The organism is Halomonas sp. SL18_1, assembly GCF_055755715.1.
Window position 1 is genome coordinate 1,407,981 of sequence record NZ_JBVTRK010000001.1, and the last position, 16,117, is coordinate 1,424,097.

The following is a 16,117-nucleotide window of genomic DNA, read 5'->3' on the forward strand; positions in this document are numbered from 1 at the left end:
AAATGAGTTGCCACTTCCAGGTTTTTCTTTTTTTTCATGGGGTTGGTGAGAAAAGCGGGCCGCCTTTGCCAGGCGGCCCGTCGTTAAGGGGGCATGGGCATTCCGATGGTGCAGTGCGGTACGCTGACGCCCGATTCTGGTGCCTGCTGCGGTGAGCGCTGCGGCTCAGTGCATGGCCAGCTGGTAGTCGTCGCGCTCGCAGGACAGGAAGGCGGAGCTTTCCAGCCACTCGGAGTCGGGGAAGTAGGCGAACAGGTAGTGGTCCTCCTTGAGGCTGTCGATCAGCGGATAGGTCACTTCCTGGCGCACCGCGGGGCAGCCCTGGCTGCGCCCCAGTCGGCCGGTCTGGCGAATGAAGGCGTCGCTGACGTAGTCGGCGCCGTGAATCACGATGGCGCGCTGGTAGGCCAGGTCATTGATGCCCGGCTCCAGCCCCTCCAAGCGCAGCGAATAGCCGTTGCGCCCGTAGTAGCTGTTCAGGGTGCGAAACAGCCCCAGGCTCGACTGGTGGCTTCCCTGCACGTTGGAGAAGGTTTCGGCCATGGCATCCCCGGTGCCCTGGCCGTGGGACACCAGCTCCTCGAACATCAACCGCTCTTCGGCCAGGTCGAAGACCCACAGGCGCGGCTCGGTGGAGGGCAGCGAAAAATCGATGACCGCCAGACGCTCGGCCTCCGGGTCGGCGCAGGCCAGGGCGCTGGCGGCATGCGTCAGTACCTCGGGGTTGGCGTCGGGAGCCAGGCGCGTCAGGGTGTGGTCCAAGGTGTGACGGGTCAGCTGTTCGTGAGGCAGCATCTGGGCCACGAAATCGCCGGCCTGGAGCGGGAGGGAAGCGAGCAGCAGGGAGCCGGCCAGGGTGGCGCAGGCGACGGGAGAAGACGGTCGTGATCGAGTCATGGGCAACCTGAGGTGGTCGAATCATCGGGCCATGTCGTGCAGAGCCGTTGCCGGCATGTCCCGGACACACGAAACGGGGCCGGCTTCCCTGTGGCCCCGTAGCAGCCTCTATTATGAGGGCGAGGGCCGGGAAGGCCAGTTGAGCCATCAACGAAGCAGGAGGCGAATATGCGGGCAATTCTCGCCATGGGGAGTGTGCTGGCCGTGCTGCTGGGTATGTCGGGCGCCGTGCTGGGCGACTCCCCCGCGGCCGGCGATCGGGCGGAAGCGCCGCTTGCGGTCCAGATCGAGCACCTGGCGCAAGACGCCGACGGCGAGCTGCAGGCGTTCTATGCGCTGCGCGACCATCGCCCAGCGTGGCGCGACCGCGAGACCGTGGCGGCCTTCGCCGCTGCGCTGCACACCCTGGATGGCGATGGGCTAAGGCCCGAAGACTATCGGCCCGACGCGCTGGTGGCCGGGCATCGCCAGGCCGGTGCCTCCGGGGAGGTCTGGGAACTGGCGCGTTTCGATCTGCATGCTACCCGGGTGCTGATGACCGCGCTGGAGCATCTGCAGCGGGGCAAGGTTGACCCGCGAGAGCTCGATACCCACTGGGAGGTGCCGGTCGAGGCGCCTGCCCGCGACCCGGCAGCCATCGCCCGGGCCATCGAGGGGCAACGCTTCGAGCAGGCCTTCGCCGAGGCGCGCCCCTCCTACGCCCCTACGAGCGGCTGCGTGCGGGGCTGGCCCGCTATCGCAACATCGAGCGGCTGGGGGGCTGGGAGCCCCTTCCTGACGCGCCCCGCGTGCTGCGTCCGGGCGATGTGGATGATGCGGTGGCGCTGCTGCGCTTGCGGCTGGCGGTGATCGGTGAGCTGGAAGTGATGGCCGCCGACGCCGACGCCTTTCCGGGGGCGATGCTCGAGACGCCCGATCCGCGGCGCTTCGATGCCACCCTGGAGGCTGCGGTACGCCGCTTTCAGCGCCGCCACCTGCTGGAGGTGGACGGTCTGGTTGGCCCGCAGACACGCCGCGCGCTGAACGTGCCGGTGGAGGCGCGCATCGACCAGATTCGCGTCAACCTGGAGCGCGCCCGCTGGCTGCTTCACGGCCTGCCGGAGTCCTTCGTGCTGGTGGATATCGCCGGCTACCAGCTGCGCTATTTTCGCCCCAGCGGCGAGGTATGGCGCTCGCGCATCGTGGTGGGACGCCCCTATCGACGCACCCCGTCGCTGCGCTCCGAGATCACGCACATGACCGTCAACCCCAGCTGGACGATCCCCCCACCATCCGGCGCAATGACGTGCTGCCGAGATACGTCGTGACCTCGGCTACCTGTGGCGCGAGCGTATCCAGGTGCTCAGCCCCTCGGGCCAGCCGCTCGATCCCTGGGAGGTGGACTGGGACAACCCCGGCAATGTCGTGCTGCGCCAAGCGCCGGGTCCGCACAATGCCCTGGGCAAGGTAGCGATCCGCTTTCCCAACGATCACCTGGTCTATCTCCACGACACCCCCGCGCAGTACCTCTTCGATCGTGATCAGCGCGCCTTCAGCTCCGGCTGTATCCGGGTGGAAGGGGTGCGGGAGTTTGCCCAGCTGCTGTTCGACGATACCGACAGCGCCCGGGATATCAATGCGCTGATCGAGACCGGCCGTACCCGCAACGTGTCGCTGGCCGAGCCGGTCCCGGTGATTCTGCACTACTGGACGGTCCACCCCGACGAGGATGGCGAGCTGGCCTTTCGGCCTGACATCTACGAGCGCGACGCGGCCCTGCTCGAGGCGCTGGACCGGCCCTTGGTGCTCTGAGGGGCGCGCGAGGGGGCGTCAGGGAGAGAGCGGCGAGCGGATCCTGCCCCGGCCCTACTGGTAGCCCCTGGCCTGGAGTCGGAACAGCCGCGCGTAGCGGCCGTTGAGCGCCATCAGGCTGGCATGGTCGCCGCGCTCGATGATGCGCCCGCCGTCGATCACCAGGATCAGCTCGGCGGCGCGCACCGTGGAGAACCGGTGGGAGATCAGGATGGTCATCTTGTCGCGGCTGTGTTCGCGGAAGTCGGCGAACACCGCGGCCTCGGCGGCGGCGTCCATGGCCGCGGTGGGCTCGTCGAGCACCAGGATGTCGGCGCTCTCGCGCATGTAGGCTCGGGACAGCGCGATCTTCTGCCACTGCCCACCGGAGAGCTCCTGACCACCCTTGAACCAGCGCCCCAGCTGGGTGTGGTAGCCCCCGGCATGTCGGCGATGAAGTCCTCGGCCAGGCCGCGGCGGGCCGCTTCCTGCCAGCGCACCTCATCCTCGAAGGCGGCCACGTCGCCGGCGCCGAGATTTTCCCCACCTTCATCTGATAGCGCACGAAGTCCTGAAAGATCACCCCGACGCGCCGGCGCAGGGTCTGGATATCCCAGTCGCGCAGGTCGCTGCCGTCGAGCAGGATGCGCCCATCGGTGGGTTCATAGAGCCGGGTGAGCAGCTTGATCAGGGTGGTCTTGCCCGAGCCGTTGGCCCCCACCAGGGCGAGGCTCTCGCCGGGCTTGAGATGCAGCGAGATGTCGGCCAGCGCCGGCGTCTCGGCGCCGGGGTAGGTGAAGCCGACGTGCTCGAAGCGAATGCCGTCGCCGGGGACGCTGCCCTGGGTCAGGGTGCCCTGCTGTGGGGCTACCGGCTGCTCCAGGTACTCGTAGAGGTTGGAGAGGTAGAGGTTGTCCTCGTACATGCCGCTGATGGCGGTGAGGCTCGCCGACAGCGCCGACTGGCCCTGCTTGAAGACCATCAGGTACATGGTCATCTCGCCCAGGGTGAGCTGGCCGGTCACCGTCTCCGCGACCACCCAGGCGTAGGCGCCGTAGAAGGCCAGGGTGCCCAGCAAACCGAGCAGAAAGCCCCAGGTCTCGCGGCGAATCGTCAGTCGCCGATCCTCGGCGTAGAGGGTCTCGAAGATGTCGCGGTAGCGGCCCAGCAGCAGCGGCTCCAGGCCGAACAGCTTGACCTCCTTGATGCTGTCCTCCCGCGCCAGCACCGTCTCCAGGTACATCTGCATGCGGGTCTGGGGCGAGCGCCAGCGGAACAGCCGGAAGGCGTCGCCGGAGAACTTGGCCTCGGAGAGAAACACCGGCAGGGCGCCGATCACCAGGATCAGCAGCGCCCAGGGCGAGAACTGCACCAGCAGCACGCCGAAGCTGACCAGCGAGATGCCGTTCTGGGCGAGGCCGAAGGTCTTGTTGACCAGCCCCAGCGGGCGAATCGACGCCTCGCGGCGAGCCCGGGTCAGCTTGTCGTAGAACTCCGAATCCTCGAACTGCGCCAACGTCAGGGTGCCGGCCTTTTCGAGGATCATCACGTTGACCTTCTGGCCGAGCAGGGCGCGCAGCAGCGACTGCTGGGCCGAGAGGCCGCGCTGGGCCATGGCGATCAGTGCGATCACCCCGGCCTCGGCCAGCACGTAGCGCAGCACCGACCACCAGTCGACCTCGCCGGTCTCGCGGTGGTGGGCCATGGCATCGACCACTGAGTCGACGATCAACTGGCCGATCCATGCCGCCACCGCCGGCAGCACCCCGGCCACCAGGGTGCAGATCGCCAGCCCCACGGTCAGCGGCCGCGAGGTCTGCCACACCAGGGATAGCGCCCGCCGGCTGTAGCGGAACACGCCGAAGAAGGCGCTCAGGCGGTTGCCGTCAGGCGGTGGCTTGGGGATGGCGCGGCGCATGTGGGGCGAGGACAAACGGTCTCTCCGAGGCGATGAGCAAGGCGCGAGCGGGCCAGGGGGCGAACACGCCGACGCCCCGCTGGCGAGCGGGGCGTCGGCAGGCGAGGGCGAACGGTGGAGTCAGCCCTCGTCGTCGTCGTCCGAACGCTCGGCGGTGCTGGCCACCACCGGCCCGGTTTCGCCGCTCTCCAGAACCGCTAGCAGCGGCTTGGCCTCGCGCTGGAAGGCCATCAGCTTCTCGCCGGAGAGGCTGGTATTCTCCGGTAGGTCCACGGTCATCGGATTGACCTGGTTATTGCTGACCAGTACCTCGTAGTGCAGGTGCGGGCCGGTGCTGCGGCCGGTATTGCCGGACAGCGCGATGCGCTCGCCCATCTCGACCCGGTCGCCACGGCTGACCAGCGGCCGCGACAGGTGCAGGTAGCGGGTCTGGTAGCCGTTGTCGTGGCGGATGACCACGTAGCGGCCGGCCACCGGATGGTTGGCGACCTTCTCCACACGGCCGTCTGCCGGGGCGGTGATCGGGGTGCCGATGGGCATGGCGAAGTCGGTGCCACGGTGAGGACTCACTCGGCCGGTGACCGGGTGCTTGCGACGCGGGTTGAACGGCGAGCTGATGCGGTAGCTGCCCTCGAAGGGGTAGCGGGCGAAGGCGGGGTCGAGGCTTTCGCCTTCGGGGGTGTAGAAGTTGTTGTCGGCGCTGTTGCGCACCACGGTCAGGTTCATGCGCTCGCCCTCGTACTGGATCGCCAGCACCCGGGCATCGAAGCTCTGACCGTCGATGATGTCGGACTCGATCAGCACCTGAAACTGGTCGCCGCGACGGGTGTCGCGGCGAAAGTCGAGTTTCTTCTCCAGCAGACGGGAGACCTGGGCGATCTCGGTGCTGGACAGGCCTGTGGCCTGGGCCGAACGGGCGAAGCTGCCGCTGACGCTGCCGGCGAACAGCCGCTGGGTGGCTTCCCCGGCGCGCTCGATGCTGGCCACCTCGAACTGCTCCTCGTCGCGCTTGACCCGCACGCCCTCCCGGGCGTTCTTCATCACCTGAAGTGTCAGCAGGCGGCCGGTTTCATCGAGCTGATACTCGAACTGGTTGCCCACCCGCCAGTGGGTCAGCAAGCGCTGGTCGGGCAGGCTGTCTAGCAGCCGCATGGCTTCGCTGTAGCCCAGCCCGAGCCGGTTCTGTGCCAAAACGGCGAAGGTGTCGCCGGACTCTACGGTGTAGGTTTCCCACTCCGGCACGAAGGGCTCGGCGGTGGCGAGCTCCTGCTCGAAGACGATGGGGCCATCGTCGAACAGGCCGAGCTCTTCGTCCGGAATGTCCTCGTAGGAGGTGGCATCGGCGAGAAGCGCCTCGTCGGCCGGTTCCGCATCCAGCAGGCCACCGCTGAGGGTGCCGAGCACTACCGCCATGTGCAGGGCCCCGGGATCGAGCAGCGCGTCGGAGGCGTCGGGCTCGACGATGGTGGCATCCTGCGCTGAGGAGGCGCCAAGCGGCGCGGCGGCCAGAGTGGCCGGCGGGGTGGTGCCGGCGCCAGCGGTGTCTTTGCGCTCGCCAAGATCGACGATCTCGGTGGGGCGGAGCTGGGAAAGCGGGATGGTGTTACGGGTGGCGTCGATGGTCTGGGTGGCGATCTCCAGGGCATCGGCCACCGGGAAGCGTTCGGAATTCAGTGACGGTAGGCCGGGTTGGCTCTCGGGTGACAGGGGAAGGAGTAGGGTGTCGGCGGTTTGCGGCTGACGCTGACTGTCTTCAACGAGGGTGACGATCTTGTGTGCGCCCAGCACAGTGACCATGGTGGCGACCGGTAACAACAGCAACTTATGCGTGCGGGGCAGCGAATGGAGGATTCGCAACATGGGTAAAGGCCATATTAAAAATAAATGAAAAAAAGCAAAAAAGGCACGGGAACCTTACCCCATGCCGTATGGCCTGCCTAGTCTGTATATCCATACAGAAGCCACGCCCCGCCGGGGCCGCTAGGGCCCTGCGGGTCGTGGCTTGGATGTCGAACGCTGTTCCTTAATCTCTCCACATTGAACGCGAACGGCGTTCGAAATTCAACCCCCCTGCCGATGGGGGCGTGCGGGTGGCTCAGCCACTGATGAAGGTGCCGTTGCGATAGTCGCTCAGGGCCTGTTCGATCTCGCGCATGTCGTTCATCACGAAGGGGCCGTAGTGGGCGATGGGCTCGCGGTGCGGGGTGCCGGCGAGAATCAGTGCCTGGCCACCTCCGGCGCTGCTCAGTGCCAGGGTCTGCCCCTTGCCGAGCCGCCCCAGCTCTCCGGCGCGCAGACGCTCCCCGGCGATCTCCAACTCACCCTCGAAGGCATAGACCACCAGGGTTTCGTCGTTGACCGACAGCGTCAGCTCGCCACCGGCTGCCAGGCGCAGGTGGCCAACGGACGCCTGGCCGGCCAGGGCGTCCAGGGGGCCCTCGACGGCGTCGCCCTCGGTGGGCTGCCAGCGGCCGCCCAGGGCGATCAGCTCGGCGCCTGCCCCGGTCAGGTGCGGCATCTCGCTGGCGCGAACGTCGCGATAGGTGGCGGGGCTCAGCTTATCCTTCGCCGCCAGGTTGATCCACATCTGGAAGCCGTGCAGGCCCTGGCTGTCGGTGAGCGGCATCTCGGAGTGAATGATGCCGCGGCCGGTGTGCATCCACTGGGCGTCGCCCGCATTGATGGTGCTCGAGTGCCCGAGGTGATCCTCGTGGGTGAGGCCACCGTGGATCACGTAGGTTAGCGTCTGCATGCCGCGATGCGGGTGTGGCGGAAAGCCGCCGATGTAGTCGTCGGGCCGGTCGGAGCCGAGCTCGTCGAGCATCAGGAAGGGGTCGAGGCCGCCCCCGAAGTCGTGGATGCGCTGAATCTTCACGCCGTCGCCGTCCTGGCTGGGCTGGCTGGTCAGGCGGCGGTCGAGCCGGCGCAGTGTCGGTGAGGTAGTCATGGTAGCCGTCCTCGGAATTAAGGGATCTGACTGGCATTTTAGAGCGGAATTTTCGAAGATTAAGCGCATAGTTTTGCACTCACTGTTCGAGGAAATCGAAAATGTCACGCGTCACCCTGGCCCAATGGCAGATGCTGGCCGCCGTGGTGGATCACGGCGGCTTCGCCCGCGCCGCCGAGGCGGTCCATAAGAGTCCGTCGACGCTCAACCATGCGGTGCACAAGCTCGAGGAGCAGCTGGGCGTCAAGGTGCTGGAGCCGGTCGGCCGCCAGGTGCGGCTCACCGAGGCCGGCGAGATGCTGCTGCGCCGGGCGCGCCAGCTGATCGAGAGCGCCGAGGCGTTGGAGGATGTCGCCGGACGGCTGGCCGAGGGGCTGGAGGCGGAAGTGGTGTTGGCCCTGGATCAGATCTTTCCCTCCGATGCCCTGGCCCAGGCGCTGGGCCGGTTCTCGGCCGCCTTTCCCCATGTGCGGGTACAGCTGCACGAAACGGTACTCAACGGTGGCATCGAGATGCTCTACGACGGGCGGGCCGACCTGGTGGCCTCGGGGCTTGCCGCCCAGGGCTTCCTGGGGGAGCCGCTGGTGACGGTCAACTTCATCGCCGTGGCGCATCCCGAGCATCCGCTGCACGGCCTGGGGCGCGAGCTAGACCTGCGCGACCTGCAGCGCTATCGGCAACTGGTGGTGCGCGATTCGGCGCTGCGCCAATCGATGGATGCCGGCTGGCTCAAGGCCGAGCAGCGCTGGACCGTTAGCCATCTGGAGACCTCGCTGGATATGGTGCGACGTGGGCTGGGTTTCGCCTGGCTGCCGGAGACCCGTATCCAGCCTGAGCTCGAGTCGGGCACCCTGATTCCCCTGCCGCTCAGCGCCGGGGGGCTGCGCGAGGCGCCGATACAGCTGATCTATCGTGACCGGGACCGGGCCGGGCCGGCCACCCACGCCATGGCCACGGCGCTGCGCGAGGGGGTTGCCGATACCTGCCCGGCAAGCGCTCGGGGGTGAGTTCGATTTTTTCGAAAGAAATTCGGGAAAAAGTGCGCTTGAGCGTCGATGAAATCGGCTTATTCTAGGGGGAAACGCATTCTGAACCGGAGGTAGCATGGGCCTGTTGATCGACGGCGAGTGGCATGATCAGTGGTATGACACCGACAAGCACGGCGGTGAGTTCGTGCGCGAATCCGCCCAGCTGCGTGACTGGGTGACGTCTGATGGAACCCCCGGGCCCGACGGCCAGCCGGGGCTGCCGGCCGAGGCCGATCGCTACCATCTTTATGTTGCCCTGGCCTGCCCCTGGGCGCACCGTACCCTGATCCTGCGCAAGCTCAAGGGGCTCGAGGACCTGATCGGCGTCTCCCACGTCAGTCCGTTGATGCTCAGTGACGGCTGGACCTACGATCAGGCGGAGGGCTCCAGCGGTGACCCGATCAACGGTGTAGCCTTTCATCGCGAGCTCTACACCCTGACCGACCCCGACTATACCGGGCGGGTGACCGTGCCGGTGCTGTGGGACAAGCAGACCCGACGCATCGTCAATAACGAGTCGGCCGATATCCTGCGTATGCTCAACGGCGCCTTCGATGAGCTGGCCGGTAATCGCCTGGACTTCTATCCCGAGGATCTGCGCGAAACCATCGATGCGGTCAACGCCGATGTCTACGATCACATCAATAACGGCGTCTACAAGTCCGGGTTCGCTACTCGGCAGGGAGTCTACGACAAGCACGTGGTGGCGCTCTTCGAGGCGCTGGATCGCATGGAGGCGCGGCTCGCCGAACACCGCTACCTGACCGGCGAGTGGCTGACCGAGGCCGACATCCGCCTCTTCACCACCCTGATACGCTTCGATGCCGTCTACCACGGCCACTTCAAGTGCAACCTGCGGCGCATCGAAGACTACCCGAACCTCTCGAACTACCTGCGCGAGCTCTATCAGTGGCCGGGCATCAAGGAGACGGTGGATTTTGACCATATCAAGCGCCACTACTATTACAGCCACGACACCATTAACCCGACGCGCATCGTGCCCAGGGGCCCCGTGCTCGACCTCGAGCGCCCCCACGACCGCGAGCGGCTGCCGGGTAAGGGGATTCGCGAGAAGGGAAAATAAGGAGCGAGTAGCGCTTGGGAGTTCTGTGGGAGGCCGGCTTTGCCGGGCGAACGGCGCCGCTAGGCGCCCAAGACGCCGCTGCCTTGGCAGCGCTGCGCGCTGCTTCGCGAGCTGAAGCTCCCTCCCACAACGCTCCTCCCAACGGTTGGGTGACCGAATGTGGGAGGCCGGCTCTGCCGGCGGTTCGACGCTTGGACGAAGGCGCCGTCAGGCGCCCGACAGTTATTGCCTGTTCTTCGCCAGCCACCGATCCAGCGCATTGGCGAACTCGCGGCGGTCGCCGTCGGAGTAGCCCTTCGGCCCGCCGGTATGCTCGCCGCTGGCGCGCATCGTCTCCATGAAATCCCGCATTCGCACCCGGGCGCGGATGTTGTTGGCATCCAGCGCCTCGCCGCGGGTGGTCATCACCTTCGCGTCGCGCTCGATGGCCGCCATGGCCAGCGGCAGGTCCGAGGTGATCAGCAGGTCGCCGGCCTGAATGCGGTCGACGATCTCGTCGTCGGCGGCGTCGAAGCCGTGGCTCACCGCAAGCGACTTCACCCACTTCGACGGCGGCAGGGGAATGCTGTGGTTCGCCACGAACCAGGCGGGGGTGGCGGTGCGCTCGGCGGCCCGCACGATGATCTCGCGGGCCACCTTGGGGCAGGCGTCGGCGTCGACCCAAAGACTCGGCATGGGGATACTCCTGGCGGGAAGGGAAAGGCAAGGGCGTGCCGAAAAGGCTGGCCAGCGACTAGGGGCGATGGTAGCATGCGCGCTCCTCGCATGTGCTGACCCTCCCATCATGACGATTCGCTGGCGCCGAGCGCCTGTGTCGAATCACCGAGACCGGCGGTCATCTACCGCCAGCGTCCGAGATGTGAAGATGGAGCGCCACCAGATGCCGCCAGACGGGTGGCATCGGCGCAGAAAGGTCGCCACAGCGGTTCGCTGACCCCCAGGGCGCGAACCGGATGCCAGGTGCGACCGGCGTCCCCGATACCGTGATTCGCTCTGCCCTCGGCCCATTGGCCAGCAATAGGCGCAGCGCGCCCGACCGTTGTTGATTGCGTCGGGGATGCCTCAATGTGATTTGCCGGCCACTGCCGGCCTACCAAGGTGTGATTGATGACCTCGACTCCTGTCGCCTCGCCGAGCTTCGGCGATCTTGCTCTGCTGCCTGCCGTTCTCTCTGCCGTCGAGACCCTGGGCTACGAGACCCCCTCGCCGATCCAGATCGAGACCATTCCGGCCCTGCTGGAAGGCCGTGACATGCTGGGCCAGGCCCAGACCGGCACCGGCAAGACCGCTGCCTTTGCGCTGCCGATCCTGTCGCGTCTCGAACTGACCCGCCGCGAGCCCCAGGTGCTGGTGCTGGCGCCGACCCGTGAGCTGGCCCAGCAGGTGGCCGTCTCCTTCAGCAAGTACGGCCAGAACCTCCAGGGCCTGGAAGTCGCCACTCTGTGCGGCGGCCAGGAGTATCGCGAGCAGCTGAGCGCACTCAGGCGCGGCGCCCAGGTGGTGGTGGGCACCCCGGGCCGGGTCATCGATCACCTGGATCGCGGCAGCCTCAAGCTCGACGGCCTCACCTCGCTGGTGCTGGACGAAGCCGACGAGATGCTGCGCATGGGCTTCATCGACGACGTCAAGCGCGTGGTCGCCGATACCCCCAAGGAAGCCCAGCGGGTGTTCTTCTCCGCCACCCTGCCGACCGAGATCGAGCGCATCGTCAACCGCTACCTGGTGGATCCGGTGAAGGTGGCCATCGAGTCGCGCACCACCACCGGCGAGAACATCGAGCAGCGCCTGGTGCGCGTCGATGGCGGCGCCAAGCTGGAAGCGCTGTCGCGCATCCTGGAAGTGGAGCCGGTGGATGCCGCCATCGTCTTCGTGCGCACCCGGGCCGCCTGCACCACCCTGATGGAACAGCTCTCCGCCCGCGGCGTGAACGTGGCGAGCCTCTCCGGTGACCTGGACCAGAGCCTGCGCGAGCGCACCATCACACGCCTCAAACGCGGCAAGGTCGACGTCCTGATCGCCACCGACGTGGCTGCTCGTGGTCTCGACGTGCCGCGCATCACCCATGTCTTCAACTACGACCTGCCCCAGGACAGCGAGGCCTATACCCACCGTATCGGCCGTACCGGTCGGGCCGGGCGCACCGGCATCTCGATCACCTTCGTCGGCTTCCGTGAAGGGCGCAAGGTGGGCTGGATCGAACAGGCCACCGGTCAGAAAATGAGCGAAATGCCGGTGCCCGACGAGGCGGCCATTCGCGCCCATCGCGACGAGGTCTTCCACCAGCGCGTCATCGCCGCCCTGACCGCCGGCGCCGAAGAGCAGCGTGCCCTGGTCGAGCGCCTGGTCGAAGAGGGCTACGACCCCATCGAGCTGGCCTGTGCCTTTGCTCGCCTGGCGCGTGCCGACGAAGCGCCCATCGGCCGCCTGCAGGCGCCGCGCAAGGAGCGCAATGATCGCGCCTCTCGCGACGGCAAGCCGCCGCGTCGCGACCGCGGTCCCAGCGAGGGCATGACCCGCTATCGCGTGGCCGTGGGCCACAAGGACGGCGTCAAGCCCGGCCAGCTGGTCGGCGCACTGGCCAACGAGGGCGGGATCGAAGGCGCGCGCATCGGCCGCATCGATATCCGCAACGCCTTCTCGGTGGTCGAGCTGCCGAGCTCCCTGCCGGCGAGCATCCTGGCCAAGATGGCCCGCGCCCGGGTCGCCGGCCGTCCGCTGGAGATCAGCGAGGATCGCGGCGCTCCCGAGCGTGCCCCGCGCCGCCGCCGCGAAGATGGCGATGCGCCGATTCGCCGCCGCACCAGCGCCTGAGTGACGCCGGGCTCAGCGCCCGGCTCGCCACGCCAAAGCCCCGACGCCGTCTGACGGCGTCGGGGCTTTCGGCTGAGGCAGACCTTTCCGGCTCCGCCGGGTGAAGGAAAAACTGGTTCTCCGCAGACTGGCGTGAACAGGCGCTGTGGGAGGGAGCTTCAGCTCGCGAAGTAGCGCGCAGCGCTACCCATTGGGGCGCCTTCGGCGCCTTCGCCCGGCAGAGCCGGCCTCCCACCATAAAACCTGCTAAATATGTTCACGCTAAAGTGTGAAGAACCAAAAAACTGTGGGAGGCTGGCTTTGCCGGCGGTTCGACGCTTCGACGAAGGCGCCGCAGGCGCCCGGATATGTCCAGGAAATTGGTGACGTACCCCTATTTCACTGGGTGGGCCCATCGTGGACGATGAAGCACTCTGGTGTCGTCCCGCGGGTCAGTTGTGATAGCGAAGCTGGGCGGCCACCGCCCTGGCGAAGCCACCCAGCAGTGAGCCGGCCTCGGGCGTGGCGGCGACCCCGGCGAGCAGCGCCTCGGGGTCCTGGCCCTGGTCGCGCAGCGACTCGACCTGACGGGTCAGGTAGGCGCGCATCACCGCCGGGGTGAATTCCGGGTGGAACTGCACGCTCCACTGGCGGGGGCCGTAGCGCAGCGCCTGGTAGGCATCGTGGCCGTTGCTCGCCAGCACCACCGCTTCGGGAGGCGCCTGGAGCACCGACTGGGCGTGGGTCAACTGGGCCGGGAAACGCTCGGGCAGCTGACCGAGTAGAGCGTCCTCGCGGCCGGCCTCGGTGAGCGTTACGGCATGGGTGCCGGACTCGCGTCCCGCCGGGTGATAGCCGCTCGCCCCGCCGTAGGCCGCGGCCATCAGCTGGTGGCCGTAGCAGACCCCGAGCATCGGCAGGTTGCGCTCCCGGGCCTCGACCAGCCAGGGCTTGAGGGCCTCGCTCCAGGGCTCGGCGTCGCTGACCATGCTGTGAGAGCCGGTGATATCGAGGCCGTCGATCTCATCGAGGGCGGGGAGGGGCTCGCTGCGGGCATCGAACACCCTGGCCTCGAACCCGGCGCTGGCCAGCGCCCGCTGGAACAGCGCCTCGAAGTCGCCGTGGGCCTCCACGACTTCGGGGAAGGCGTCGCCGGTCTTGACGATCAACAGTCGGGGCATGGGTCTCTCCTTGACAGCGTTCAGTCGCGGCTCAGCCGTTTGCCCAGGGCCGCCATGAAGCGTTCGCCGGCCTTGAGCTGTTCGATCTCGATGTACTCGTCGGGCTGATGGGCCTGGGCGATGCTGCCCGGCCCGCAGATGACCGTGGGCAGCCCCTGGCGCTGAAACTGCCCGGCCTCGGTGGCATAGGCCACCGCGCCCGAGGGGCGCTCGCCGAGCAGGTCGCGGCACAGGGCGAGTACCTCGGCGTTGTTGTCGTCGGCCAGTGCCGGCACCGTTTCGTTAAGCGCCTCGGTGACGATGGCGGCCTCCGGCGCGCGCTGGCGCATCTCGGCCTCCAGCTCGCGGGCATACGCCTCGACGCGTCCGACCAGCGCCTCGAAGCGGTCGCTGGGCAGGTGACGGATCTCCCACTCGAAGGTGCACTCCCGAGCCATGATGTTGATCGCCGTGCCGCCGGCGATCTTGCCCACGTGCAGGCTCGAGTGCGCCACGTTGAAGGCCTCGTCGACCCGCCCCTCGGCACGGAGCTCGGCCATCACCGCTTCGATATAGGTGACCAACTTCGCCGCCACGTGGATCGCCGATACCCCCTGGTTGACCTGGCTGGAGTGGCTGGCGCGCCCGGTCACGGTGGTGCGCAGGTTGGTGGCGCCCTTGTGGGCCACCACCGGGTGCATCAGGGTCGGTTCGCCGACGATGACCGCCGCGGGCAGTGGATGCTCGGCCATCAGCGTCTCGATCATGCGCGGCGCACCGATGCAGCCCACCTCCTCGTCGTAGGAGAGCGCCAGCCAGATCGGGGTCTTCAGGTCGAGCTCGACCCAGCGCGGCAGCTCGGCCAGGGCGCAGGCGATGAAGCCCTTCATGTCGCAGGTGCCGCGCCCATAGAGTCGTCCGTCGCCCTTGTCGACCAGCCGGAAGGGGGTGGTGGACCAGGGCTGGCCGTCCACCGGTACCACGTCGGTGTGGCCGGAAAGCACTACCCCGCCGGCCAGGTCCGGACCGATACGCGCCAGCAGGTTGGCCTTCTTGCCGTCGTCGCTCTCAATGCGCCAATGCGGTACCTGGTGCCGGTCGAGGTAGGCCTCGACGAAGGCGATCAGGTCGAGGTTGGAGTCGCGCGAGACGGTGGGAAAGCCCACCAGAGACTCGAGCATGTCGGTAGCGGTGGTCATATCGCGCTCCTCTTGATGATGCCCACGACGAATTGAGAGAAGCCTATCACGATGCGCCGGGCAGAACGCATTCCCGGAGCCCTCGGTCCAAACTGTGACAAGGTCCACGCGTTGATCTTAGGGAGAGACCTCCATGAGCTATGTCGATGGCTTCGTGATTCCGGTGCCGCTCGAGCGGCTGGATGACTACCTGCGTTTCACCCGCCATGCCGGCGAGGTATGGAAGGAGTACGGTGCCCTGGAGTACGTCGAGTGCGTGGCCGATGACCTCAGGTCGACAGAAGAGGGTACCTCTTTTGAGCAGAGCGTCACGCTCGAGCCGGGCGAGACAGTGATCTTCGCCTGGGTCCGCTATGCGTCTCGACAGGAGCGCGACCGCATCCTGGCACAGGTGATGGATGACCCACGGCTGGCCGATATGCTGGACCGTGCAAGGCTGCCCTTCGATCCCAAACGGCTGCTCTGGGGCGGTTTCCGAGAGCGCATCCATCTATAGGCGCTGGAGAGGCGCGCGTTGCCCTCTCTTCACTGCCCCGCGCCGATCCGCAGCCGCAGGGCCTGCAGGCCGTCCAGCTCCAGGCGGATCTCGTCGGAAAAGACCGGATGGCCGATGACGCGAATGTCCAGGCTGGCTTCGGCGCCGCGGTAGCTGACGGTGGCCGAGACCTGACTGTTCGTGCTGGCCGGGGCGAGGAGGCCGTAGTCGACGCTCTGCACCTCGAGGGCGGCCAGGCCGCGGGCCTCGAGCTGCTCCGCGATGGTCTGCTGCAGGGTGATGCCGTAGTAGACATAGAGACCGCCGTAGGCCAGGGCGGCGATCACGATCAGGGATAAGAGTCGGCCCATGTATCCTCCTGGCCTCAGCTGAACGGAGCCTTCTTCAAGGCGTTATACCACACTGGCGTGGCAGCCAGCCGCCGTGGCGGATCGCCGGGCAGCCGGCCACGGGGCGATTGTAGAGGTAGAGCCAGGCGGGGCCGAAGGCGGTTGGGTAAATGGCGCGATCGTAGAGCCCCGCTGCGGGCGTGCGGACCCGATAGTCCTCTAGTCGGTCCAGGTCGTCCAGCTGGCGGGCGTCGACCCGAAAGACTTCCACGTCGATGCCGCGAGAGGGCTCGGGTTTGGCGCCCGGATACGGGCCCAGGTCGTAGAGTGTCGCCCCGGTCAGTCGGTCGCTGCCCAGAAACTCGGCGCCTTCCAGCCAGTGGTGGTTGCGTAGCCCGCGTTTCAGGGTGCCGTAGACGGCGACCAGCGGCGTGCGGGCGACGGCGAGCACGGGGGTATGCATGAACGCTGGGCTCCGTAATGCTTGGGGGTGGCCGCA

Annotated in this window: 15 protein-coding genes and 1 pseudogene; 7 read left to right on the plus strand and 9 right to left on the minus strand. The window is 67.3% G+C overall.

What is annotated here, in order from left to right:
- Positions 1 to 165 precede the first annotated feature (165 nt).
- Complete coding sequence (locus ACSJDS_RS07120; RefSeq protein WP_473032655.1) at positions 166 to 897, minus strand: murein L,D-transpeptidase catalytic domain family protein; 732 nt, start codon at positions 895 to 897, stop codon at positions 166 to 168.
- Between the two features lie 168 nt (positions 898 to 1,065).
- Between ACSJDS_RS07120 and ACSJDS_RS07125 the strand changes: the two genes are divergently transcribed.
- Genes ACSJDS_RS07125 through ACSJDS_RS07135 form a run of 3 tightly spaced genes read left to right on the plus strand, consistent with a single transcriptional unit; the run spans position 1,066 to position 2,688 of the window.
- Positions 1,066 to 1,746 (plus strand): L,D-transpeptidase scaffold domain-containing protein, encoded by a 681-nt coding sequence (locus ACSJDS_RS07125; RefSeq protein ID WP_473032657.1) that lies wholly within the window; start codon positions 1,066 to 1,068, stop codon positions 1,744 to 1,746.
- On the plus strand, positions 1,716 to 2,204 hold the full coding sequence (locus ACSJDS_RS07130) for a peptidoglycan-binding protein (protein WP_473032658.1): 489 nt from the start codon (positions 1,716 to 1,718) through the stop codon (positions 2,202 to 2,204). The genes ACSJDS_RS07125 and ACSJDS_RS07130 overlap by 31 nt, the downstream gene beginning before the upstream one ends.
- 31 nt (positions 2,205 to 2,235) lie before the next feature.
- Positions 2,236 to 2,688 (plus strand): L,D-transpeptidase family protein, encoded by a 453-nt coding sequence (locus tag ACSJDS_RS07135; RefSeq protein WP_473032659.1) that lies wholly within the window; start codon positions 2,236 to 2,238, stop codon positions 2,686 to 2,688.
- 54 nt (positions 2,689 to 2,742) lie between these two features.
- Here the strand turns inward: ACSJDS_RS07135 and ACSJDS_RS07140 are convergent.
- From ACSJDS_RS07140 to ACSJDS_RS07150, 3 genes and pseudogenes are all read right to left on the minus strand, one after another.
- A pseudogene (locus ACSJDS_RS07140) lies at positions 2,743 to 4,585 on the minus strand (ABC transporter ATP-binding protein).
- Positions 4,586 to 4,705: 120 nt separating this feature from the next.
- Complete coding sequence (locus tag ACSJDS_RS07145; protein WP_473032660.1) at positions 4,706 to 6,445, minus strand: peptidoglycan DD-metalloendopeptidase family protein; 1,740 nt, start codon at positions 6,443 to 6,445, stop codon at positions 4,706 to 4,708.
- Positions 6,446 to 6,680: 235 nt separating this feature from the next.
- Positions 6,681 to 7,532, minus strand: a complete 852-nt coding sequence (locus tag ACSJDS_RS07150) for a pirin family protein (RefSeq protein WP_473032661.1) — start codon at positions 7,530 to 7,532, stop codon at positions 6,681 to 6,683.
- Between the two features lie 101 nt (positions 7,533 to 7,633).
- Between ACSJDS_RS07150 and ACSJDS_RS07155 the strand changes: the two genes are divergently transcribed.
- On the plus strand, positions 7,634 to 8,539 hold the full coding sequence (locus tag ACSJDS_RS07155; RefSeq protein ID WP_473032662.1) for a LysR family transcriptional regulator: 906 nt from the start codon (positions 7,634 to 7,636) through the stop codon (positions 8,537 to 8,539).
- 97 nt (positions 8,540 to 8,636) lie between these two features.
- The gene (locus tag ACSJDS_RS07160; protein WP_473032663.1) at positions 8,637 to 9,644 is read left to right on the plus strand and encodes a glutathione S-transferase family protein; all 1,008 of its coding nucleotides are present in this window, start codon (positions 8,637 to 8,639) and stop codon (positions 9,642 to 9,644) included.
- Between the two features lie 222 nt (positions 9,645 to 9,866).
- Here the strand turns inward: ACSJDS_RS07160 and ACSJDS_RS07165 are convergent, their stop codons facing one another.
- Entirely contained in the window at positions 9,867 to 10,319 is a 453-nt protein-coding gene (locus ACSJDS_RS07165; RefSeq protein WP_473032664.1) for a YaiI/YqxD family protein, read from the minus strand.
- Positions 10,320 to 10,751: 432 nt separating this feature from the next.
- Between ACSJDS_RS07165 and ACSJDS_RS07170 the strand changes: the two genes are divergently transcribed.
- Positions 10,752 to 12,455, plus strand: coding sequence for a DEAD/DEAH box helicase (locus ACSJDS_RS07170; protein ID WP_473032665.1), 1,704 nt, complete (start codon positions 10,752 to 10,754; stop codon positions 12,453 to 12,455).
- Between the two features lie 431 nt (positions 12,456 to 12,886).
- Here ACSJDS_RS07170 and ACSJDS_RS07175 read toward each other — a convergent pair whose 3' ends face one another.
- A complete protein-coding gene (locus ACSJDS_RS07175; RefSeq protein ID WP_473032666.1) occupies positions 12,887 to 13,615 on the minus strand; it encodes a glutamine amidotransferase in 729 nt (242 codons plus the stop codon).
- 20 nt (positions 13,616 to 13,635) lie between these two features.
- Positions 13,636 to 14,793, minus strand: coding sequence for an acetylornithine deacetylase (argE, locus tag ACSJDS_RS07180; RefSeq protein WP_473032667.1), 1,158 nt, complete (start codon positions 14,791 to 14,793; stop codon positions 13,636 to 13,638).
- 133 nt (positions 14,794 to 14,926) lie between these two features.
- Between argE and ACSJDS_RS07185 the strand changes: the two genes are divergently transcribed.
- On the plus strand, positions 14,927 to 15,289 hold the full coding sequence (locus ACSJDS_RS07185; RefSeq protein ID WP_473032668.1) for a DUF1428 domain-containing protein: 363 nt from the start codon (positions 14,927 to 14,929) through the stop codon (positions 15,287 to 15,289).
- A 29-nt stretch (positions 15,290 to 15,318) separates the two neighbouring features.
- Here the strand turns inward: ACSJDS_RS07185 and ACSJDS_RS07190 are convergent, their stop codons facing one another.
- Positions 15,319 to 15,639: a hypothetical protein gene (locus ACSJDS_RS07190; RefSeq protein WP_473032669.1), complete on the minus strand. Its 321-nt coding sequence runs from the start codon at positions 15,637 to 15,639 to the stop codon at positions 15,319 to 15,321.
- A 34-nt stretch (positions 15,640 to 15,673) separates the two neighbouring features.
- Positions 15,674 to 16,081, minus strand: coding sequence for a gamma-glutamylcyclotransferase family protein (locus ACSJDS_RS07195; protein WP_473032670.1), 408 nt, complete (start codon positions 16,079 to 16,081; stop codon positions 15,674 to 15,676).
- Between the last annotated feature and the right edge of the window lie 36 nt (positions 16,082 to 16,117).